Raw genomic sequence first — 21,996 nt, 5'->3', positions numbered from 1 at the left:
CAATTCTCCATTTAATAAAGACATTCCTATACTTTAAAGAAAAGTTAAGTTTAGTTTTAAAAAAATGAAACTTTTGCTTATACCTTTCCTATAAATATAAAAAAGGTATACATATCTACTATGATACGTACACCTTTTTATGTTACATCTCCTCAGGTGCCTCCACCCCAAGCAAACGTAATCCCTCTTTTAATACAACCGTCACAGCATAAACTAATGCCAGTCTGCTGTCTTTCTCTTTACTCTCTTCCAATATACGCACATTTCCATAATATTTATTGAACGATTGTGCTACATCTAATACGTATTTCGAAATGATTGATGGCTCATTTTTGTTGAAGGCTGCTTCAATTACTTGTCGGAACTTATTCAGTAATTTTACGACGCTCCAGCTATGATCATCTTTTAATGCAAACGTACACGTTTCAAATTCTACACTTTCTTTTCTTAAAATAGAGCAAGCACGCGCATGTGTGTACTGTACATATGGTCCTGTTTCTCCTTCGAATTTCAGCATATTTTCTAATGAGAATTCGATATTATGCATACGCTCATTTTTCAAATCGTGGAAGATGACTGCTCCTACACCGACTTGCTTTGCTACTTCTTCTTTCTGTTTTAAGTTTGGGTTTTTCTCTTCAATATTTTGTTTTGCAAGGTCTATTGCTTCCTCAAGTACTTCTTCAAGTAAAATAACTCTTCCTTTACGTGTCGACATTTTCTTACCGTCTTTTAAAATGAACCCAAACGGTACATGTTCCATGCCGTCAACCCAATTGTAGCCAAGCTTTTTTAATACAGTGAAAAATTGATTGAAGTGTAAACTTTGTTCCAGGCCAACTACATATAGGGCTTTATCAAATGCATAAGTGTTTTGACGATATAACGCTGCCGTTAAGTCACGTGTTGCGTAAATAGTCGCACCATCTGATTTTCTAATTAAGCAAGGCGGCATTCCCTCTTCTTCTAAATTAACGACTAATGCGCCTTCTGACTCTTCAAGCAACTCATGCTCCTCTAAAATCCCAATGAAATCTTCCATTAAGTTATTATAAAAAGCTTCTCCTTGAAAATTAGTAAATTCTACACCGAGAAGTTCATAAATTCGAGAAAATTCTTTTAAGGATTCGTGACGGAACCAATTCCAAAGCTCAACAGCTTCTTCATCACCTTCTTCTAATTTCTTAAACCAAGCACGCCCTTCTTCTTCTAGTTCTTCGTCGTCTTTTACCTCTTCATGGAATTGAACGTATAACTTAAATAATTCACGGATTGGATCCTCTTTAACTACTGCTTCATTTCCCCATTTTTTATAAGCAGTAATTAACTTTCCAAACTGTGTTCCCCAATCCCCAATATAATTAATTCCTACAACTTCATAGCCACATTTTTCAGCGATATGTTTCAGTGAATTTCCAATCATTGTAGAACGTAAATGCCCCATCGAAAAAGGTTTTGCAATATTTGGAGATGAGTAATCAATAACTACTGTTTTTTCACATCCAAAGTAATTTTGACCGTATTCTTCTTTCTTAGCTAAAATCGTTTTTAATACAGCATCACTTACAGTTTCACGATTGAAAAATACATTTACATAAGGACCAACAGCCTCTACTTTCGTAAAGAACGGATCATTTACTTTCTCCGCAATTTCCTTTGCGATAATAGCTGGTGATTTTTCATATTGCTTCGCTAGTGAAAAACATGGGAACGCTGCATCTCCGAATTCATCTTGTTTCGGTGTTTCGATTAAATCTAAAATTTGATTTTGCGTTAATTCATTTACAAAAATATTTGATAAACTTTTCGCAAACTGTGTTTTATATTCCATACTACAACCTCCTTATTTTTTTAAACACAAAAAACTCGTCTCTATATAAGAGACGAGTTTTAACCCGTGGTACCACCCTTGTTGTTCATTACGAACCACTTTCCCGTTTATAACGAGGACAGGGGACCTCGGCTTACTCTACTATTCGTTCAAGAAGCGTCTCCGAAGTGCGCTTCATCTTTTTCTTCCGCACTAGGCTCACACCATCCCTAGCTCGCTTTCCTTCTGAAAAAGACTACTCTCTTCATCACAGACAGTATATTTAATTAATTATTGCTTATTATACATCTTTTCAAACAATTAGCAAGGGTCAATTACGCCAAAATGAAACTTTGCACTTTTTCTTTTGTATACGTGAAAATTGTGTTTTTCAAATCTAGTACTACGGAAATGGTCTTTCAGAACAATACGCTTTCTCGCCACACGCTTCGCTTCCGCAATTGTTTCATCAGTAATATCATGATACAAAGCGAAGTGTTTTAATCCTTTAATTCCATCTGATTCTATGACAGTTTCTTCAAACATCGGATCAAGGTAAACAACGTCATAACTATTATCCTCACATTGCGTTAAAAAAGCGAAATGCTCTGTTTGCTTTACATGGATTCTTTGCATTGCCTTATCGATTTCAGCAACTGATGAAGACCATGTTTGCAAACCTTTTTCCATTATGTAAGCCATATATTCGTTACCTTCAAGTCCTGTTACCTTTCCACTTTCACCAACAATATAGCTAGCTACAATACTATCTGATGCCATGCCGAGCGTACAATCTAACACCGTCATTCCGCTCTCTAATTTAGCAGCTTGTACAAACGGATCGTGCTCTCCGCGCATTAACCTTTTCACACGAAACATTGCTGAGTTTGGATGAAAGAAAAACGACTCTTCCGTACCTTCAGGGTAAATAGCTAATCGGTTCTTCCCTACGACAAGCACATCTTGTTCATATTTCTCATGCAGTTTGTGCACAGGTATATCATTACGTATAACGAAAGAACTATTTAATTCTGTCGCTATTTTTTTTGCATAAGATGTCATTTCTTTATTTGTTCGTCCTGCTGTTGTTACTATCATTATTTCACCTCTATATAAAGAAAAGAGGGAGATTTACTCTCCCCCTTCTTTAGCAATTCTTTTCGAAAGCTTGTTCTAAGTTCGTAATAATTTCGTCCATAGTTGCACCTTCAATTTCATGACGGTGAATGAAGTGAACAACTTCTTTTCCTTTTAATAATGCCATAGATGGTGAAGATGGAGGGATTTCTCCGAAGTATTCACGCATTTTTGCAGTAGCATCTTTATCTTGACCTGCAAATACAGTTACAAGATGATCAGGTTGTTTTTCAGCACGAACAACTGCTTGACCTGCTGATGGACGCGCTAAACCAGCTGCACATCCACAAACTGAGTTTACAACTACTAATGTTGTACCTGATGCATTCTCCATAAATTCTGTAACAGCTTCTTCTGTAGTTAACTCTTCAAATCCAGAACGCACTAATTCTTGGCGCATTGGAATTACCATTTGACGCATGTATTCTTCATAAGCATTTGACATCTTGTATCTCTCCTTCAACTTTCATTCCAAATTCATCATATCACGCTCTATTAATAGGTGCAAAAGAAAGATAGTGACGTTTTCATTTTTTTGAAGGGATTTCACAAACCCCACCGCGGCAATGTCCAACTGGGACAAGTTTTCTATTGTTAGCGATATAATCGTATACTTTGCTTCCAAATCCAAGTACGATAGATAATTTTATAAAAGGCACTGCAAACCAATAAGATGGAACAGCCTTCGCTAATACGTTTATGCTATGAATTCCGTCATACCATTTATTATTTTTAAAAATATACATCCTTTGCTCCATCTTACTTTGTAGTTCTTGAGAAAGATCATACTTCTTAACTACATCATCATCTCGAAATGAAACAAATGTCATTTTACCCTTTTTATCTAATTTCTTCGTACGCTCTGCCACTGCAGTACACATCGGACACCAACTATCATAGAAAACAATCATATATTATTCCCCTTTACGAGATTCCGTCATTTGTTTCCATACAGAACCTTTCGCTTCTTCGCCGCCTTCAATACGCTCTAATGCAAGACGAGCTTGCATCGCTACTTCAAACTCTGGATCATCTTGCGCTGCTTTTAATGCCGGAATCGCACTTTCATCTCCAAGTTCAAATAAGAACATAGCTGCACGCCAGCGTACTAATTTACTTGGGTCTTTCAGCGATTTAATCATAACGAACATCGCTGCTGGGTCACCTACGTCTGATAAGCAATCCCCTGCAGTACGACGAACACTTACTGAACGATCTAATAACGCTTTATATAATAACGGTAATACTTCATCACCTTTTACCATACCTAAATAAGCTGTTGCTATGCGGCGGATAGATACTTTTTCATCGTCTAACGCCATTTTCAACACTAGAATATCCTCTTCAGTAGGATCCATTTGCTCTAAAGCTGCAAAACGATTTTTCCAGTCAGAATCTTTCATCATCTCTTCTGTTACTTTATATGGCTCACGCTTTTGAATCGTTACTTCAACTGCCCCAGCCTGATCTAATAATTCTTTAACTGTTTCATTTACACGTTCTTCTGAATAAGCAGCAACAATTTCTTCTACTACTTCTTTCCCTATTTCTTCAAAATTACCGTAACGTGTACTTTGCTCTACCCATTTACGCTCTTTCACAACGTTAGGTGCAGACATTTGCACTTTCATGATTGATTCTTTAAAACGATCAGGTAAACCAACACGCTCTTCCGTCGTTCCATCTGTTAACTTCACTTGCATCGGAATTGTAAAGAACATTTGAATAAATACTTTCACTTCTCCAAAGTGAGAAAGTTGCTGTTCTTCGCTTTCTTCTACTACTTCTTCACCGAAAACGGCACGAACTTGTTGTAATAAAACTTTCCAATCATACTTCGCATTACGCTCGACTGCTAAAAAGTCTGCTACATGATACACACCTTTAATGCCTTCAATTTTCAAAATTTCTTGCACTTGTACTGGTGCTTGTTCTTTATTTTCATTTGTATAATTATTACGCGCTCCTGATGGTAATACTTCATTCAAAATAACTTTCATTGTATTTGGACTTGGCGTCGGTTCAATTGCTTTAATCTTCACGTAAAAAACTCTCCTTTATTGCGTGTTCTTAGCTGTATTGTAACATGTTATCACTCTATACTCCTACTCGGATGCTTAATTTTACTACTTTCTTCCCGCTACCATACTATTTCATTTTTTACATTTCAAATTAGGAACGAAATTTTAAAACCGTTCGCTTCCGATAGGTTTTATTTTAAGGAGGGAATTTGTTCTCTTTGCCCTACATAAAAAGAGGTATCTATATCCTAGTTAGATCATTCATTTTAAAGTGAAGTGCAGTTAATAAATAAAGCTCTGGAGGATACTACTAAGAAAGAAGAACGATTTATATATAAAAACGTTCATACGAATGCGCTCTGAGGGACTTGTTGGTGGAGAATTGATTTCTGAAGACATTTTGATTGTGGATATTCCGAAAGATGAATTAATGGAATTGCTTAGAGTGATAGAAAGAAAAAAGGCGAACCCTTTATGAAATTAAGAGGTTCGCCTTTTTCGTTACGGTAATTCCATATTATGTCAAATATATTTGTGTATGATATACATCATCATGGTGTTAGCAAGCAAAAGTATATTCTTCATTTCTGAAAACAGTAGATGGAAGATTGTGACCTTCTGAGTCCGCTAAGAAAGAATACACAAGAACATCCTCAACATCATCTTTATTTCCTCTAATGATAACGTCAAGAAAATCTTCTATATGGAATTCTGGAGTAAACAACACAATCTTAGATGTTCTGTTTGGTCCTAAAGAAACAATAGTACGAGAGATTTCAACTAATTCATTTTGCGTTGGGAAAAAAGTGTTTGGACTTCTCTTAACAATTACCGTTACATTACTAGTATGGCAGCGTGAATCATTGTTTAACATAATATTGAGAGCAGTTGGAATAATACCATTCTCAGAAACCGGAACTCGAAAAACCCCAGTAGATTTATGAGCCATATAATCACATCCTTTCAAAATAAAATATTCTTAACAATATAGTAGATGCAAGAAAAGTTCATTTTGATAGGGACAAATTATGTGATTAATATGCACATAATTATCTTCAATATTAATAAATCAATGATTCAAAAGATTAACAAGTACCGTGAAAAATGTGGAATAGAACCAATCTAATAATCCCACTTCAATGAGTAACCATTTCCAGAGGAGTCTTTCAATATTCAGTATAAAAAATTTTAAATTTATAATTTTCGTTAGCGTATTTTTCTTCAAAATTGCTGACAGTACCCCTTCTTTAAATTTATTAAAATACTTTCCACAATTTTTTCCGAAGCTATTACTTAAAATCCCCTTTTATTACGATGCCCCCTTCCTCCTTCTCTCCAAAAAGGTAATACTCTCAATCACAACTTCAGTTCTATATATTTTCTTTCCTTTTTCATCATCGTAATTATTCGTATGAATACGCCCTGTAATTCCAACAAGTGATCCCTTCGTACAATATTCTGTTACATTTTCAGCTGCTCTTCGCCAAACGACACAATTTATAAAATCTGCTTGTTGTTCACCTAAACTATTTCGAAATCCTCTATTCACTGCAACACATATTCGTGCATAAGCGACGCCTTGTTTTGTGTAGTATAATTCTGGATCCTTTGTCAATCTACCGATTAATACAACTCGATTCATCATAAGTTATACCACCTCGCATGTTTTTCTTCATTGTAAAGAAAAATGTGTGAAGGGTAAAAAGGATAAAATTATATATTTCTAAAGTAAAAAGGATTACTTTGCATATAAAAAAGCAAAAAAGAAACCCTACATATTATGAACATGTAAGGTTTCAAGATATATTATATTTCACTGCAAGAGATGTAATACCCTCCGCGAGCCATCTTTATTTCAGCGCTAAACAATGCATCGTCTAAGTAGAATGTAATCGGTTTAACTTTACTCTCAAATTTTAGTAGTTCATTACATTCAGCTGCATACCCTTCAATGGCTGAAATAATGCATTCTGCTGACGGATATGTTAAAGCATCATCTAGTTCTATGAAAAAACTTTTAGAAAATAGTTTTTTCATAATCCCTTTCTTCTCTTTCATCATATTCCATCCCCTTCCATTCAAACTTCTAACATCCACATTATACCATTCATTCAATTTATCTTTGAAAATAAAAAAATCCTGCACATTTCATGCAGGATTTTTTCATTAGTCATTTTTCGTAAAGTAAGAAACGAAACGAAGAATTTCTAAGTATAACCATACTAGAGTCATCATTAGACCCATTGCACTGTACCATTCCATATATTTTGGAGCTTGGCTACGTGCACCGCTTTCGATTAAATCGAAATCTAGTAATAAATTTAATGCAGCAACTACAATAACAACCGCACTAATGATAATACCGATTGTACCGCCCTGGTGAATATATGGAACAGTTACACCGAACATATTTAATAAGAATACGATTAAATACATAACCATAATTCCCATTGTCGCTGCAATTACACCCGTACGGAATTTATCAGTTACCTTTACAACGCGTGTTGCATATAAAACTAACATTGCAAATAGAATTGAAATTGTAAGTAATACAGCGTTTAAAACGATAGAATCGCCAAATTTCATTGTATAAACTGCTGAAATACTTCCTAATACAACTCCTTCTACCGCCGCATAAATTGGCGCCCCAATTGGTGCCATTCGCGGGAAGAAGATAGATGCAAATGCGATGATTGCCGCAATTACTAATGCACCAATTAACACTGGCATTTTCATCGTACCCTGCATCATCTGTATGTATGAATAGACAGACGTTGCAAGTAGCAAGATAAGCATGATAAACGTTTTGCCTACTGTTCCGCCAATAGTCATCGCAGAAGCGCTTGCTCCCTCTTTACGAAATGCCTCTTTTTTCAACATTGGATTAGATGTTCTCATTTTTTCCCTCCTAAAATAGGTTCTACCAATAGTGTAAAGTTTTTCTCTTTACTTTTCAATATATGCAGCTTGTTTTTATTTTAATCCTTCAACGATATCTGATAGTTCACTCCATCTTTCCATCGTTTTTTCTAGCTCTTCTTCTGTTTTCTGCTGTGCTTCAGATAATTCTTGTGCCTTTGTGAAGTCAGATCCAACTTTCGCAAGTTCTTCTCCAATTGACTCAATTTTCTCTTCTAGTTCGGCAATTGTATCTTCAATTGTTTCCCATTCACGCTGCTCATTGTATGAAAGTTTACGTTTACGTTGTTGTTTTGGAGCTGCTTCTACTACTTTTTTCTCTTTTTGAACTTCCGCTTTCTCAATAAGTTCTTTCGTTTTTTCCATTTCTAAATAATCTGTATAACTACCTAGGAACTCACGCACTTCTCCTCCGCCAGTAAAGATGAACAGTTCATCTACTACTTTATCTAAGAAGTAACGGTCATGCGATACAGTTAAAACGACACCTGGGAAATCTTCTAAATAATCTTCTAGTACTGTTAATGTTTGTGTATCTAGATCATTCGTAGGTTCATCAAGTAATAGTACGTTTGGTTCCCCCATTAAAATACGTAATAAATATAAACGTCTTCTTTCACCACCAGATAGTTTACCAAGCGGTGTACCATGTGAATGCGTCGGGAATAAGAAACGTTCTAACATTTGAGATGCACCAATTACTTTTCCATCTGTTGTATGAATAACTTCTGCAATCTCTTTAATGTATTCAATCATACGCTGATTTAAATTCATCTCTTCATTTTCTTGCGTATAATAAGCAACTTTTACAGTTTGTCCTACTTCAACTTCACCACTATCAGGAGATAACTTGCCTGCAAGCATATTTAATAGAGAAGATTTCCCGCTTCCATTCGCCCCAATAATTCCGATACGATCGCCTGGTTTCACAATATGATTAAAATTATGTAATACCGTCTTATCGCCAAATTTTTTCGTTACATCTTTTAACTCAAGTACTTTCTTTCCTAAACGACTTCCACTTAGTGCAATATCAACTGACTGTTTTGCAGCTGGCCCTTCTTGTTCCTTTAACTCATCAAAACGCTGAATACGCGCCTTTTGTTTCGTAGAACGGGCTTTTGCACCACGGCGAATCCAAGCAAGTTCACGACGATATAAATTTTGGCGTTTGGATTCTTGTGCCAATTCTTGCTCTTCACGAAGTGCTTTCGCTTCTAAAAATGTACTATAGTTTCCTTCGTAGCTATATAGTTTACCATTATCTAATTCAAAAATACGATTCGTCACACGATCTAAGAAATAACGATCATGGGTTACAAGTAATACCGCCCCTGTATATCTTGCTAAATATTCTTCTAACCATTCAACTGTCTCATGGTCAAGATGGTTCGTAGGCTCGTCTAAAATTAATAAATCAGGTGTTTCAATAAAACATTGTGCCATTGCGATACGTTTTTTCTGTCCACCAGATAAATTCCCAACAGTTGCAGTGAAATCTGTAATTCCTAATTTCGTTAGAAGAGATTTCGCATTTGCATTTGCTTCCCATGCACTCATTGCATCCATACGTTGCTGCACTGCAAATAATTGTTCCTGTACTTTTTCATTACTTGGATCTTTTTCAATATTTAATAGTGCTTTTTCATAATCACGAAGAAGACGAATTAAAGGTGTATCACCATGGAACACTTGCTCTAATACTGTTAGTTTTTCATCAAACTCTGGTTGCTGTGATAAATAACTAATTGTATATCCACGTGAATGCGTCATTTCACCTGTATCAGGAGTTTCTAACCCTGCAATAATTTTTAATAATGTTGATTTACCAGTACCATTTACACCAATAATTCCGACACGTTGTCCTTCTGTAATACTACATGATAATCCATCAAATAACGGTTTTTCTCCGTATGATTTCGATAAGTTCTCCACAGTTAACATTTTCATATTTGTGCATTCCACTCTTTCATAAATTGTTCTATAAACTGTTCCATATAACAATGACGAACTTCAGCTTCTTGTTTTGCTGCGTTCGTATTCATTAAGTCTTTTAATTTTAAAAGTTTTTCATAAAAATGATTTAAAGATGGATCGTTATTTTTTCTATACTCTTCTTTCGTCATTACTTCACGCGGCGGAATTGTTGGATCATACATTAATCTCCCTTTCGCTCCGCCATATGCAAAAGTACGTGCAATCCCAATTGCTCCAAGGGCATCTAAACGGTCTGCATCTTGAACAATTTTCCCTTCAACTGACTCAACTGCGCCGCCATGCCCACCCTTATAAGACATATTGACGATGATATGAAGAATATGTTTACTTTCTTCCTCATCTACATGTAACTCTTCTAACCAATCAGAAACTTTTTTCATTCCTGCTTCTTCACTTTCATTTAACTTTTCATCTGCCACATCGTGAAGTAATGCTGCCATTTCAATTATAAAACGATTTCCTCCTTCTTGCTCGGATAAAGAAATCGCCAGTTTATGTACGCGCTCAATATGATACCAATCATGCCCACTCGCATCTTTTTCTAAAATATTTTTTACAAAAGTAATTGTTTTTTTAATCTTTTCTTGTTTTGTCATTTTATCTTCACCCAGTTTCTTATTGTAACACGCCCGCCTTTTTTCATCACATATTTTCTTGTCCGCCCATACACTAGGTGGTAGGCATCATCATGAAGGAGGAATAAACATGTTCTATAATAATCAACCACCTTATCCACAACAACCATTTTACCCTCAGCAACCGGAACAAAGATATACAGAACAATATGAGGAACAAGAATTACAACAGCCAGAACAACAATACGAACAAAATCCATACGCTACACCGCAAGCTCAAGAACAACAAAATCCATACGACACACGTCCAAATTATGAATATCCTCAAAATCCATATGCAGCACCGCAAACTCAAGAACAACAAAATCCATATGACACACGTCCAAATTATGAATATCCTCAAAATCCATATGCAGCACCGCAAACTCAAGAACAACAAAATCCGTATGTAACTCAGCCACAACAACCACAATACCAACAACAAATGTATCAACCCAACTACGACGCACGTGTCTCACCACCTAAACCACCAACAATTGATCCAACGCAACCACAAATTTTACCACCAGGTCCGACTTTAGATATTACACAACCACAAATTTTACCACCTGGGCCTATTACAGAACCGACTCAACAACAAATTCAACAAGTTGTCGGTACACAATTTTTACCTTTAAAGAAACCTGTATTAGATTTCGTAAAACCTTGGGTAGATTATGGTTTAAATGAAGCGAAACATACTTCACATAAACACGCTTTAACAGAAGTCGCTGCGATTATGTTTTTAGTTGGAAAAGGATATAACCCCACAATTGCTCATTATATCGTTGAATCTTGGGAGAAGAATGAGCAGTTTTAGGGTTGTTTATTTGATAAAATATAAAAAATACAAAAGTGCCAAAACCCTTATACCACAAGGGTTTTGGCACTTTTTAATATCTAGAACAAATTTTATTGAAATAATTATTTTTATAGATTTTCATACTTTTTTATATAGTACGTGAACAAAATGTGAGCAAATATGTGAACATATACAGTACAAAATCACACCTTTGTATACACATTTTTAGAAACATCTTACGTTTATCAAACAATAACCGAAAGACGTACCTGCAACCTCATTCTATAAATAATAGATATTAAAAAGAGGACACTATAAGCGCCCTCTTCCTTGGGTTTTAAATATGTTCTCCATGATCCAAAAATATTTGAAAAGGTATATTTATTAGAGAGTGAAAATCAAAAATTAAAGACACAAATCAAGAAAGATTTAGGTAAAGTTTATGACAGTTTGTAAATCAAATATCTTTTTACTTATAAAGTTATAAAATGCCTTTTGAGAAAAGCGCTATCCTTTCTGTATATTTCTACAAAAAGAATAGCGTTTTCTTCGTTCTATAGATACAAATTTATCTTAGCTTGATAGCGATGTGTTGTGATCAATCATCGTCATCATTATCACAGTCGAAACACTGAGAAAACGAATCATCTGGACATTCTCCAAGGATCGGTTCACACGGGTTAAAATTCTGATTATTAAGAACTTCATATGGTCTCATCATATCATGATCCTCGTGTTCAAGGATGTGGCAGTGCCACGGGTAGATTCCTGTAAAAGGACCAAAACGTGCAATGATACGAGTAACCTCCCCAGGATTGGCACGAACAGTATCTTTCCAGCCCATCTCGCTTGGATCAGGTGGTTGTGGTGGCCCAACTATAAGGTCAGGACCATTTGGATCCCCAGTAAACGTAGCACGATTCAAAATTTGAAAAGTAACAAGGTGCAAATGAATAGGGTGAGTGTCCGGTGTAGTATTGTAAAGCTCCCAAATCTCTATCGTCCCATTATATGGGGTTTCTGTAAGGGGCATTTGATCCCAATCTAGGTTATTTAATAAAAGTTTTAAACGCCCGAATTCATCGGTAGTTTCAACTAAGAGGTTTTTTCGTACGATTACAGTATCGTTAGGATCAAGATGTTCCAAGCAACTTAATTCTTTTGGAATTTTACTATTGTCAGGTTTATGCAATTTTCGTTTGACACGAAATTCCATAATCTGCGTAAGGTTTGAATCAGGTGGTTCGCCGTTAGGGAATGGGGCTGGTGCGTCATTTGTTAAGATGATACTTTGACCTTTATGGTTCGAAAAATCAATAATAACATCGACACGTTCAGCTGGTGCAAGTATGATTTGGGATACGGTGATTGGTGTTTCTAAAAGCCCTCCTTCTGTGCCAATTTGGACAAAATTTTGGCCAGAACTCAACCGTATGCGATAAAAACGAGCATTGGAACCATTAAGGATGCGGAATCGGTATTTCCGTGGTTCGACCTCAAGATAAGGCCATGCTTTTCCATTGACTAAGATGGTGTTTCCGAAAAATTCAGGTACAACTGATGGATTTGGTAATGTTGGATCTATTGGTGGAGGTGGCTGCGGTGCTGGAGGCGGCTCATGGCCTGGCTGGGTTGGATAGAACAGTTCACCATTAGGATAGAACGATCGATCTTGGATGACGATTGGAATTTCAAATTTCCCACTCGGAAGGTTCAATTTTTCCTCTGCTCTATCTCTAAGGATATAGAAACCTGCAAGTCCTGCATAAACGTTCAAACGAGTGATTCCAAGGGCGTGGTCATGATACCATAACGTTGCAGGACGTTGACAGTTTGGATAATAGTAGACTTTATGCACAAATTTTGGACCAACATTTTCAAAATCTCGCGTAAACCATGCCTCTGGATATCCATCATTTTCGGGTCTAACCCGCCCTTCATGTAAATGAACAACCGTTCTGACAGAAGGTTTATCTGGTTCTGCTCCATGAATAGTTCGATCCACAGGCAGTAGGTGTTCGAAGGGTAATTTATTTTTCCATTTAACTAAAATAGGTTGGTTTCTTCGTACTTCAAATGTAGGACCAGGATACATACCGTTGTAACCCCAGACAGTAGTTGGTGGCAAATCTCTATGCAATTTTTGTTGCACTTGCTTCATGGTTACCTCATAGTATGGGATATCATTAATTTCATCTTTTGCTTTTAAGACAGGTGGAATAGGTAATGCATCTACAAACTTCTCTAAAGACATATGTCCGCCTCCTTTTTAAATAATTAGAATATCACTTCACCTCACATTTTTATGTAAAAAGAAACTTGAACAGAACTCACGCTAAAAAATGGAATGAATCGTTCTTTATATAATGAAAAAAGTGAACTTAATTCTCATAAATAAATGTAGAGAGAAGTAACTACCAAATTAAGATATCGATGAAGACATATATATAATGATAGAATCGTTAATATTAAAAATTTATTTAAAAAATATCTTGATAAAATGGTCAAATGGAACCCGTTTGCTTCAATGCCAGAGCAATACGAGGAAATACATAGAATGTTTGAGGAACAATATAAAGTACCTAAACCTTTTTTAACACAAGATACTATAGAACGAATAGAAAGAGCGTTAATGCAATCCCTTCACGAAACAAAAGAAATATTTATTTCATACTATCGTGATGGATTTATCCATGATGAATACATTACTGTTATAGATATTAATAAGCAAAGCAATACGGTACATTACACGGATGCATTTGGATTACAGACACGATTAAAATTTGAAGAATTTGTTGATATAAAATAAAAAGGGTCTACTCAAGTATGAGCAAACCCTTTTTTCACTTCACATACACATATGATTCATTTGCTGTAATATAGAATGTTGTCCCTCTGCTATTGTGTACTTTATATTGTGCAGATCCATTCACGGATACCTTAGCATCAATAGTAAATCCAAGTCCTTCATCTACCGTTCCTGCTACATCTTTATCAGACCAAGAAGCAGAGTCATAGAAACGAAGGTCGTCCACTTTAGAAACAACACGTTTTCCGACTACAGAACTTACTGCAGAAGTTTGTTCCTCGTGATATTTAATGTAAGATGAGTTGTTATAAATCCATTGGTTACCGCCAAGATTTAACCAATCACCTTGTTTTCCCCATACTTGATATGCTTCACCTTTATTTAATTGACGGATAGTACCATGATTTGTTGATGGTCCACTTCTTAGGTTTACGTTAAACCCATCAATGTAAGCTACTCCTGTTGCGCCTACAACGTTTTGAGATGGTTCTTGTGGTTTTGGTTTAACTGTAACTGTTGCGCCTTCATACGCCTTTTGTACGTCCGCTCTGAATTGTGATTCTGATACACCATGACTGCGAAGATAATTAATCGGATCTTCATGGTCAGTTCCACCTAATTTGTAAGTAATATCTTTATGTGTCCATAAACCTTTGCTTGGATGAATCCCTCTATCTTTTAAAATCTTAGCTAATAGTTTTACATAACGTTCGTAAGAAGATTTAAATTTATCTGGGTTGCTAGTTTCAGAAAGTTCTACGTGAACAAATCTTTTATTTGCAGCTGGTCCAGCACCATAAGCAACATATTTAGTATCAGCAATTTGGACTGTTTCGTTCCAATCTACAGCATAATGTACAAATGCATTTCTCCATGTTCTAGCTTCATAATTTCGAATGTTAATTGCTGGTGCTTCTGGTGTTGCAGTACTATGTGCAACAACGCCCTCATAAGCGCCCACACCGTAGCGATATGCTTGTTTCGGCAAGTCTTGGATAATTAGTGCTCTATCGGCAAATGAAGCCGTAGCAAACGAAAATAAGAGTAATAGAGTCATAAATAAAGAGCTAAATAGTTTAATTGGTTTTTTCATTGTGTATTTTCCCCTTTTTGCCAAACAAAAAGAGCACCGTCTTTTGACAATGCTCTCCTTATGTAAGGCGTGTATTTTTTATTTGGTGTTATATTTTTCTTTTCGTGCATCACTTCTTTGGATTTTTGCTTGTATTTCGGATGCTACACTTTCTAATAACCATGCAGGAATCCATTTTTCCCAGCCAATTCGTGCACAGTTTGCTGCGAAACTATTAAAAATGTGGTAACTCAATCCACCGACTACCATGAAGAAAAAGAAATCAGGTAGTTTAAGAGCAATATCAAATAAATGTGCAAGGGCTGGTAATGATAAAAGCACCACGGTTCTCGTGATGCCCTCAATCCCATATTGTGATGAATATGTTCCATCTAGTTTTGAAGCTTTACTACCAGTAATCCAGTCGAGCATGATAATCCAGCAGTAAATTGATATCCAAATTAAGTTCGCCTTACCATATAACAAATTAATTATTGTACCTAATCCACCACCGATAGCACCACCTACTTTAAATTGAGTACTTGTAATAACATCGCTTATATTCAATGCCTTGATGAGTTCGTGAATTCTTTCCAAGTTCTCACCTCCTTTCAAAATTAAGTCAAAATAAAAAAGCCTGCTGCAGCACGCTCAATTTCGATAAAGTTATATGTTCATTTTCTTCCACGCGTATTCTAGTGGTTCAGTACGTGGTGGTTTCATTACTGCTTTTTCAGTAGTTTTGCTTTCGTTTCGGGAGAAGTTAAACATAACTCCTTTCCGTATAGAAGTTTTCCTAACCCCTATAATATACATGTCACTAATTTCTAATTTTGAACCTTTACGTATTTGTGGTTTACGGTGTACGGGTGGATACAGTGTTTTCGGTTGAATTATTATGCCTTTTATTGTCATAAAATCACCAGCCTTATTCTACCCTTAATGCAATGTTGAACTCCGGAAATGAACTCCATACACTTGAGTAGTAGGTGTTAAATAATTTATATTTCTGCACTTCTTCATCTTGAGAAATTTCAACGATATCACCAGTTACAAAATTTGAACCTCTATATGTGTAAAGGCCATCAAATTTTGCCCTTAATCCATCTACGTTATCTCCCATAAAAAATGATGTGAATATTATATTTCCTTCTAAAGAAGGTGCCTTTAAAAATACCTTATCCCAAATGAAAGTATTAACAGGAATACTATTTAATCCATCATATATAAGCTTACTTCTAGCAGCTACCATTGCTGCACCAGGGGACTTTGGACAAACACTCACCAAGACACTAAAAGGAGCAGATATAGGCTTGAATTGTTCTTGTTGATATAGCTCATCCGGAACTCCAAATAATCCCATTGCAGTCTTCCCTTTTCGTTCTGGAAGATTATCATCATTTTCATAAACACAATAGATAACAATGTCTTTATCAACGTATAAATATAGGTCCACCATAGCAATTGGTTTACTAATAGTAGTAACACTAGTGCTGTTAGTTACTTTCCCTTGATGAAAACACAAAGGGTAGAAAGGACCAGGTCCTCCGAAAGTAACATCCTGCTCTTTATCATATCGTTCAATTAATCTAAAGGTTGCATCAGTAGCAGAATAAGTTCTTATGTCATAATCGTTATATTTGCCTGCTATAATATCTTGGCTACTTGCAGTAACGGCATCAAATGGGCGCAATTCTAAAGAATGGTTCTTCATACCGTCGTTACCGCTTGAGTACATGACGTAAATTTTATCTTTTGATGGCGCATCAGCATTTAATTGCTGCCATCCAGCCTTTTTCATTTCATCGATGATTTTCATAAAGACTTCTCTTCGCTCTAGTCTGTGTAACTTACAAATTTTATTTGTCATTTTATATGTTCCTCCTTAACTTAAACGTATCGCTTTCATAGAAACATTAAAAGTAGAGGTTGCTACGCCCCTATTTTCTATATAAAGATGGACCTTGTTTGTATGATCTTTATCCTCGCAAGGAACGGATAAAATATCATATGTTCTTTTTTCTGATAAACTTTTATAGATTTGATTCCCATTCTCTTTTTGATCGTACATAAATAACATTGCTTCAACGTTTGAATCATTTGAAACTTGAAGCGTACGAATATCATATTTGTTACAACCTACATCCAGTGGAGTATATAGAGTTTTTCCTGGTTCAATTGTAATTTGTATATTCCTCTCAATAAGGATTGATGGTGTAATCTCACTTCCGAATGTATATCTATATAATTTCATTACAGTTCCCATATTGTATTCACCTCAATTATGTTTTAGATGAATATTAAAATAAATTGGTTCGAATGCTAGGAAATTTGTATCCTTCACAACCTTTACCCAAAAATCACGCGTACTTTGTGCGGCTACGGAATCAATCTGTATTTCATTTAAATAGCTTGTCCCATCTAACGAAATAAGCGCCCAGGTGTAACCGACTTTCTCCATGTACTGCTGAATGGATAGTTTTATATTTGTAGCAGCACCGATGTTATCATTTACGATTGTCATTATTACAACACGCTCATTATTCACCATGTAACCTAAATTCGTTGGATCCGTTGTATTTAATTCTTCGCTATTCATTTTGATTTGTAGGGATGAACCCATACAATACATATCCCCACCATAGAAGGTAGCTTGTTTCTTTGCTAGTAGTTCGTTTTCTTCATCATATATTTCTATGATTCCCTCAAACTCTAAAGAAGGAAGTAGAATATCAATGCCTGTATGAGCTGCAGCTACAATGTTAGTAGACAGGATATTATCTGCAGTATCTTTTAATACAACTTTATAATTTTCATATAGTTGGCGCAGACGTAACATATTACTTGTTGTCATAATAATTTTATTGATGTCTAGCGGTACAAATCCCTCTGCAGTTCCTCTTTTTAAAACAACCCCAATTCTTTTTGCTGCTAATGAATCGTTATCCGTATAATCAAAAAACGTATCTGTCTTTGTGTAAAAGTCCCATTGATCTTCCTTACAAATTGCCATCCACTCTTTATTGCTTCGTGAACTATTGGCAGAATAGGATTCGAGAAATTCCACTTTATTCTTTTCGTTTTGATAAATTAGTAGACCGCCTTCATCACCATCTTTTGTAGGAGCATAATCCGCAATAACCTGGATTGCAAAGTTACTTTGTGGTTTATTGATTAAAAGCATAACGTCTTTATCTGCAAAATGATTCATACGAAGGAATCCTTTTTTTACAGCATTGTTAAATGCATTTGATGGTGACATAAGCCATTTTGGATTTACGGAATCAAAATCATCTACAAATATTTTTCCACTTTCTTTTTCATACAAGGATACTTTAGGCTTTTTAATTAAATCTGGTGATAGTAATTCTCCCCGTAATACGTCAATAGCATCTATAATATTTTCTTGAGCTTCAATTACAACTGTATGAATACCTGCTGAAAGATTTAATTTCTCATATGCTAAACATTGTTGTAATGGAGATTTAGGAGAAATTGTGTAAGTTTCAGAAGAACCGTCTATTGTAATTTGTATTGGATATCGATAACTTGAGTAATTATTGTGTTCTGAAATAACTCGAATTCCAGTTCCCGAAAATGCAAACTCACAGGTGAAAGGTTCGTTACCGTGATCACTATTATGAAAAGATACTGTATTGTTAAAGTAACCCTTAGAGTTTGCTAGATGATTCCAAGTGCCTATATATTTAATATTACTATCCGTATCATCAAATCGCTTCCAACCTGGTTCCGGTTCTTTTAATACATCACCGACTTTAGCACTTAAATCTGCGTAATCAACAGCAGCTAAAAATGTATAAAAATTTCCTGGCTTCCCTGGTGATAAAGCGGAACCTTTTGCTGTAACAGTAACGATATGCTCACCTTTCACTAAATCTAGTTTTTCAAAACAAACATGGAAAGAACTAGAAGTAGCAGGAACTGAACCAGTAAACTTAGTTCCATCAATACTGACTTCAATGTTAAATTTGTGTTCATACCACTGTTTAAGCATTATGCGTAAAGATGTTCCGGTAAACTTAAACGAAAATGTGCGGCCCTCTTCTCTCCCTACAAACCAGGCACTTGCATCAATAAGATTGTTATCATCGCCCACTACATCCCATTTTCCAGTTTGTGCAGCAGGACTTCCGTATAGTGGCATATCGTAAAAAAAATTACCTGGACCTACGTTTGCTAAACTGCAATGCTTTCGAGTCCAACCGGATTCCGGTTTCAGTAAACTATTACCTAATTGAGGTGTTGCCATTCCATCACCTTCCCTTTATCTTGTTTTTTTCCAGTTTGAATTTGTCCACCAAGATTGACGACTATGTCGCAGCCATAACTTCGGATCATCATTTTCCTTTTCAATGATTATTAATTCATCTGGTTTTTCTGTATCTAGTACTCTCTCCATTTTGAATAGTTCATTATCCTCTAGAACTGATTCTCGTTCTGGTATACGTTCAAACCGTTCATATTCCTCTGTAACGATTTCTAATTCATGTTCCCTATCAAATGTATCTACTTCGTTGGTCACAGTGTCTACAATAGCCTGTCGCTCTAACAATTCTTGTTCACTAACGACTGCATATCGTTCAGATTCTCTTGCTGCTTCTACAGTTTCAATTACATTTGTATCTGTTGTTATAACTTCTTTATCGGCTGGTGTTATATCATAGATAATTCCGCCTTCAAATTCACGTATACCGGTAAAGGCTTCTTGCTCTGTAATAAGAGCTTGTTGTGTATCCTGTTTATAAAAAATATCTAATGATATATGTTCAGTATCTAAGATATTTGGAACGATGTCAGAAGCCACTTCTTCAATTACTGCAGTTATATGTTCTTTCATTGCTTTTTCAGATTCAATTGTTTGATCTAGTTTCATCTGCATCACATTTAATGATTTAGATGAATTATTAAATAAGGTAATACGTGTTTCTAGTTCTTTTTGAACACGGCTGAACAAATCGAATTCTGGAAGATATACAGGAATACCAAGGCCCTCAAATAAATCAAACTCTTCTATGTTAGCTTGAAATTCTTTTTCTGTTTTATTGGCAACTTCATCAGTATCTACATGGGTAATAATTAAGCGTTCTTTTAATCCGAATGAAGAAATTTCATCTACATGTGTAAGTACTGCAGTATCTTCTTTATCTGCTTGATCCAGTTCAACTACAGTTGCTTGCAACTCATTTTTCACTTCTGCAAAAGTAAAGTCTGGCGATACGCCTTGTAATTCTTTTAAGATACGGTGAGAATAATCTGCAGTAGTAATACCGGCATTTATTTCATGTAATCTCTCTGCTTCTTCTGCGACAATTGTCTGTATCTCGAATATGTTTTGCGATTTATTTGCATCGTCAGTTCCGGAAATATCTTTAACAGATAATACCCGTGAAGCATTTTTAACTTCTTGTCCTACCTCTACAGCTGCTGTAAATACATTTTCTTTATTTGCGATTTCTTGTTGATCGGCATAAATAGAATCAAGTGTTTCTACGATACGTTCAAATGTGTGTGTTGTATCTACATTCGCATACTGTTCTTTTGTTCTTGTAAATGATGCAGATTCATTTCTTTCGGTATCGAATACATTTATTTTCTTGCTTACTTCATTACTTGCAATAACATCTGCAGCAAGTTCCTTTGTTCGAATAGAGTAATCCAGGTTAATTTGCTCTACATCTATGTCACGAATTAAATACGCGCTTTCTATATTTTCATAAGGGAGCAGGTTCACGCTTTCTACTTCTTCTAAGCGGTTCGATTCATATTGTGTAGCAATAGATGTTTCAATGTTTCTTTGCATACGAGCAAATAAATCATAATTCGGAAGATAAACCGGTATACCCATACCATTGAACAAATCAAATTCTTCTATAATTCCTTTAACTTCTCGCTCTTTGGTACCAAATTCGAATTGTGCCGGAGCATGAAGAAGTATTTCTTTTTGCTGTATATCACCAGTTTCATTTTTGACAATGGATACAGGATATATATTTGGAACTGCAGTAGATAAAGTAACTTCTGCATGTGTAGCTTTTAGCTCCCTGGTAACAATATCGCTCGTTTCATTATGCATTGATACAGCTTCATAATCCGTTGTAACTCTGTCAGCCATAAGGTCATTATAAAAACCCTCACCGTATACAATACGCGCAACATTTACCCATTCCGGTAATACTTCCACACCTGCAACGAATTCACGTAACTTACCTTTTAGTAAATCCTGCTTTATGATCGGTGCAGCTTCATATTCATTCGTTATAAGATTTGTTTCATCCGAAGCGTGTACCATTGCTTCTATCTCGTTTGGTTTTGTGCTCTCTACCCCTTCGATATGGTTTATATCGAAAATTCGTCTATGTTGTGGTGATTCTTCTGCAGAAATTAGTTGAACAGAAATACTGTCCATTCGTTGCGAATGCTGCATTTCAATGTTGGCCACATTTATATTTCGATTCAAATCAAAATCAGTTGTATTTGAAATGTAGGCTTCTACCTCTATTTGTCGCAATGCATTCTCTACAACATCTGTTAAAATCCCTTTTGCTCTTACTTTTGTAGCGGTTACTCCTGCGTTATCTTCTTTAACAGCCTTATATCTCGCATAAGGAGCAATGCAAATTGGATAATCAACATCATTTTTGTTTTCTGTATTCGCTGGTGTAATAGAAAAAGAATAAACTTTTTCATTCCGATCTGGTCCAGAACCAACGACAACAACATGACTTTTTTCTTTGGTACATATAGAAGGGGAAGCAATAGAATAAACTTTTTCACTCATTCTTCTGCTACCCCC

Annotated in this window: 20 protein-coding genes and 1 other annotated feature; of the genes, 2 read left to right on the top strand and 18 right to left on the bottom strand. The window is 35.7% G+C overall.

Annotation, left to right across the window (positions count from 1 at the left end):
• Nucleotides 1-142: 142 nt before the first annotated feature.
• The 11 genes from argS to BTOYO_RS24080 form a co-directional block, all read right to left on the bottom strand.
• Nucleotides 143-1,831 (bottom strand): arginine--tRNA ligase, encoded by a 1,689-nt coding sequence (gene argS / locus BTOYO_RS24135; RefSeq protein WP_000456030.1) that lies wholly within the window; start codon nucleotides 1,829-1,831, stop codon nucleotides 143-145.
• Between the two features lie 45 nt (nucleotides 1,832-1,876).
• Nucleotides 1,877-2,091 (bottom strand) — a binding site (T-box leader).
• 40 nt (nucleotides 2,092-2,131) lie between these two features.
• Nucleotides 2,132-2,908 carry a class I SAM-dependent methyltransferase gene (locus BTOYO_RS24130; RefSeq protein ID WP_000637472.1) on the bottom strand — a complete coding sequence of 259 codons (777 nt, stop codon included), beginning with the start codon at nucleotides 2,906-2,908 and terminating at the stop codon, nucleotides 2,132-2,134.
• 49 nt (nucleotides 2,909-2,957) lie between these two features.
• Nucleotides 2,958-3,392, bottom strand: coding sequence for a BrxA/BrxB family bacilliredoxin (locus BTOYO_RS24125; protein ID WP_000063703.1), 435 nt, complete (start codon nucleotides 3,390-3,392; stop codon nucleotides 2,958-2,960).
• A gap of 82 nt (nucleotides 3,393-3,474) precedes the next feature.
• Entirely contained in the window at nucleotides 3,475-3,858 is a 384-nt protein-coding gene (locus BTOYO_RS24120) for a thiol-disulfide oxidoreductase DCC family protein (RefSeq protein ID WP_000634894.1), read from the bottom strand.
• Nucleotides 3,859-3,861: 3 nt separating this feature from the next.
• Complete coding sequence (locus BTOYO_RS24115; protein ID WP_000692595.1) at nucleotides 3,862-4,989, bottom strand: conserved virulence factor C family protein; 1,128 nt, start codon at nucleotides 4,987-4,989, stop codon at nucleotides 3,862-3,864.
• A gap of 538 nt (nucleotides 4,990-5,527) precedes the next feature.
• Nucleotides 5,528-5,917: a hypothetical protein gene (locus BTOYO_RS24105; protein ID WP_000940649.1), complete on the bottom strand. Its 390-nt coding sequence runs from the start codon at nucleotides 5,915-5,917 to the stop codon at nucleotides 5,528-5,530.
• Nucleotides 5,918-6,277: 360 nt separating this feature from the next.
• Complete coding sequence (locus BTOYO_RS24100; RefSeq protein ID WP_000982002.1) at nucleotides 6,278-6,613, bottom strand: single-stranded DNA-binding protein; 336 nt, start codon at nucleotides 6,611-6,613, stop codon at nucleotides 6,278-6,280.
• Nucleotides 6,614-6,774: 161 nt separating this feature from the next.
• Nucleotides 6,775-7,029, bottom strand: a complete 255-nt coding sequence (locus tag BTOYO_RS24095; RefSeq protein WP_000975118.1) for a DUF4318 domain-containing protein — start codon at nucleotides 7,027-7,029, stop codon at nucleotides 6,775-6,777.
• Nucleotides 7,030-7,134: 105 nt separating this feature from the next.
• Entirely contained in the window at nucleotides 7,135-7,866 is a 732-nt protein-coding gene (locus BTOYO_RS24090) for a Bax inhibitor-1/YccA family protein (RefSeq protein ID WP_001260657.1), read from the bottom strand.
• 75 nt (nucleotides 7,867-7,941) lie between these two features.
• A complete protein-coding gene (locus BTOYO_RS24085; protein WP_000783187.1) occupies nucleotides 7,942-9,837 on the bottom strand; it encodes an ABC-F family ATP-binding cassette domain-containing protein in 1,896 nt (631 codons plus the stop codon).
• Nucleotides 9,834-10,481 (bottom strand): HD domain-containing protein, encoded by a 648-nt coding sequence (locus tag BTOYO_RS24080; RefSeq protein ID WP_000165953.1) that lies wholly within the window; start codon nucleotides 10,479-10,481, stop codon nucleotides 9,834-9,836. The genes BTOYO_RS24085 and BTOYO_RS24080 overlap by 4 nt, the downstream gene beginning before the upstream one ends.
• 109 nt (nucleotides 10,482-10,590) lie before the next feature.
• Here BTOYO_RS24080 and BTOYO_RS24075 point away from each other — a divergent pair, with 109 nt between their 5' ends.
• On the top strand, nucleotides 10,591-11,319 hold the full coding sequence (locus tag BTOYO_RS24075) for a hypothetical protein (protein WP_000499664.1): 729 nt from the start codon (nucleotides 10,591-10,593) through the stop codon (nucleotides 11,317-11,319).
• Between the two features lie 580 nt (nucleotides 11,320-11,899).
• Here BTOYO_RS24075 and BTOYO_RS24070 read toward each other — a convergent pair.
• Nucleotides 11,900-13,555 carry a multicopper oxidase family protein gene (locus tag BTOYO_RS24070; RefSeq protein ID WP_023441242.1) on the bottom strand — a complete coding sequence of 552 codons (1,656 nt, stop codon included), beginning with the start codon at nucleotides 13,553-13,555 and terminating at the stop codon, nucleotides 11,900-11,902.
• Nucleotides 13,556-13,801: 246 nt separating this feature from the next.
• Between BTOYO_RS24070 and BTOYO_RS24065 the strand changes: the two genes are divergently transcribed.
• Complete coding sequence (locus BTOYO_RS24065) at nucleotides 13,802-14,110, top strand: YolD-like family protein (protein WP_048559520.1); 309 nt, start codon at nucleotides 13,802-13,804, stop codon at nucleotides 14,108-14,110.
• Between the two features lie 34 nt (nucleotides 14,111-14,144).
• Here the strand turns inward: BTOYO_RS24065 and BTOYO_RS24060 are convergent, their stop codons facing one another.
• The 6 genes from BTOYO_RS24060 to BTOYO_RS24030 all read right to left on the bottom strand — a co-directional run bounded on the left by BTOYO_RS24060 (nucleotide 14,145) and on the right by BTOYO_RS24030 (nucleotide 21,981).
• On the bottom strand, nucleotides 14,145-15,203 hold the full coding sequence (locus tag BTOYO_RS24060) for an N-acetylmuramoyl-L-alanine amidase (protein ID WP_000742974.1): 1,059 nt from the start codon (nucleotides 15,201-15,203) through the stop codon (nucleotides 14,145-14,147).
• Between the two features lie 78 nt (nucleotides 15,204-15,281).
• A complete protein-coding gene (locus BTOYO_RS24055; protein ID WP_000439588.1) occupies nucleotides 15,282-15,779 on the bottom strand; it encodes a phage holin family protein in 498 nt (165 codons plus the stop codon).
• Between the two features lie 331 nt (nucleotides 15,780-16,110).
• Nucleotides 16,111-17,052 carry a hypothetical protein gene (locus tag BTOYO_RS24045; RefSeq protein WP_000182360.1) on the bottom strand — a complete coding sequence of 314 codons (942 nt, stop codon included), beginning with the start codon at nucleotides 17,050-17,052 and terminating at the stop codon, nucleotides 16,111-16,113.
• Between the two features lie 15 nt (nucleotides 17,053-17,067).
• Complete coding sequence (locus BTOYO_RS24040) at nucleotides 17,068-17,448, bottom strand: hypothetical protein (protein WP_023441241.1); 381 nt, start codon at nucleotides 17,446-17,448, stop codon at nucleotides 17,068-17,070.
• Between the two features lie 12 nt (nucleotides 17,449-17,460).
• Nucleotides 17,461-19,452, bottom strand: coding sequence for a hypothetical protein (locus BTOYO_RS24035; protein ID WP_000235137.1), 1,992 nt, complete (start codon nucleotides 19,450-19,452; stop codon nucleotides 17,461-17,463).
• A gap of 15 nt (nucleotides 19,453-19,467) precedes the next feature.
• Nucleotides 19,468-21,981, bottom strand: coding sequence for a hypothetical protein (locus BTOYO_RS24030; RefSeq protein WP_001291951.1), 2,514 nt, complete (start codon nucleotides 21,979-21,981; stop codon nucleotides 19,468-19,470).
• Between the last annotated feature and the right edge of the window lie 15 nt (nucleotides 21,982-21,996).

Origin of the sequence: Bacillus toyonensis BCT-7112 (assembly GCF_000496285.1) — a bacterium.
In the GTDB taxonomy this organism is placed as follows: Bacteria; Bacillota; Bacilli; order Bacillales; family Bacillaceae_G; genus Bacillus_A; species Bacillus_A toyonensis.
The sequence above is the reverse complement of the archived record's forward strand: the minus strand, read 5'-3'. Positions and strand labels throughout refer to the sequence as shown.

What these genes read in the sequence shown, in the direction of transcription:
- BTOYO_RS24130 (WP_000637472.1), bottom strand. Translation starts at nt 2,908, where the DNA reads ATGATAGTAACAACAGCAGGACGAACAAATAAAGAAATGACATCTTAT.
- BTOYO_RS24120 (WP_000634894.1), bottom strand. Translation starts at nt 3,858, where the DNA reads ATGATTGTTTTCTATGATAGTTGGTGTCCGATGTGTACTGCAGTGGCA.
- BTOYO_RS24095 (WP_000975118.1), bottom strand. Translation starts at nt 7,029, where the DNA reads ATGATGAAAGAGAAGAAAGGGATTATGAAAAAACTATTTTCTAAAAGT.
- BTOYO_RS24065 (WP_048559520.1), top strand. Translation starts at nt 13,802, where the DNA reads ATGGTCAAATGGAACCCGTTTGCTTCAATGCCAGAGCAATACGAGGAA.
- BTOYO_RS24060 (WP_000742974.1), bottom strand. Translation starts at nt 15,203, where the DNA reads ATGAAAAAACCAATTAAACTATTTAGCTCTTTATTTATGACTCTATTA.
- BTOYO_RS24035 (WP_000235137.1), bottom strand. Translation starts at nt 19,452, where the DNA reads ATGGCAACACCTCAATTAGGTAATAGTTTACTGAAACCGGAATCCGGT.
- BTOYO_RS24070 (WP_023441242.1), bottom strand. Translation starts at nt 13,555, where the DNA reads ATGTCTTTAGAGAAGTTTGTAGATGCATTACCTATTCCACCTGTCTTA.
- BTOYO_RS24100 (WP_000982002.1), bottom strand. Translation starts at nt 6,613, where the DNA reads ATGATGAATCGAGTTGTATTAATCGGTAGATTGACAAAGGATCCAGAA.
- BTOYO_RS24090 (WP_001260657.1), bottom strand. Translation starts at nt 7,866, where the DNA reads ATGAGAACATCTAATCCAATGTTGAAAAAAGAGGCATTTCGTAAAGAG.
- BTOYO_RS24125 (WP_000063703.1), bottom strand. Translation starts at nt 3,392, where the DNA reads ATGTCAAATGCTTATGAAGAATACATGCGTCAAATGGTAATTCCAATG.
- BTOYO_RS24075 (WP_000499664.1), top strand. Translation starts at nt 10,591, where the DNA reads ATGTTCTATAATAATCAACCACCTTATCCACAACAACCATTTTACCCT.
- BTOYO_RS24085 (WP_000783187.1), bottom strand. Translation starts at nt 9,837, where the DNA reads ATGAAAATGTTAACTGTGGAGAACTTATCGAAATCATACGGAGAAAAA.
- BTOYO_RS24040 (WP_023441241.1), bottom strand. Translation starts at nt 17,448, where the DNA reads ATGGGAACTGTAATGAAATTATATAGATATACATTCGGAAGTGAGATT.
- argS (WP_000456030.1), bottom strand. Translation starts at nt 1,831, where the DNA reads ATGGAATATAAAACACAGTTTGCGAAAAGTTTATCAAATATTTTTGTA.
- BTOYO_RS24030 (WP_001291951.1), bottom strand. Translation starts at nt 21,981, where the DNA reads ATGAGTGAAAAAGTTTATTCTATTGCTTCCCCTTCTATATGTACCAAA.
- BTOYO_RS24080 (WP_000165953.1), bottom strand. Translation starts at nt 10,481, where the DNA reads ATGACAAAACAAGAAAAGATTAAAAAAACAATTACTTTTGTAAAAAAT.
- BTOYO_RS24105 (WP_000940649.1), bottom strand. Translation starts at nt 5,917, where the DNA reads ATGGCTCATAAATCTACTGGGGTTTTTCGAGTTCCGGTTTCTGAGAAT.
- BTOYO_RS24045 (WP_000182360.1), bottom strand. Translation starts at nt 17,052, where the DNA reads ATGACAAATAAAATTTGTAAGTTACACAGACTAGAGCGAAGAGAAGTC.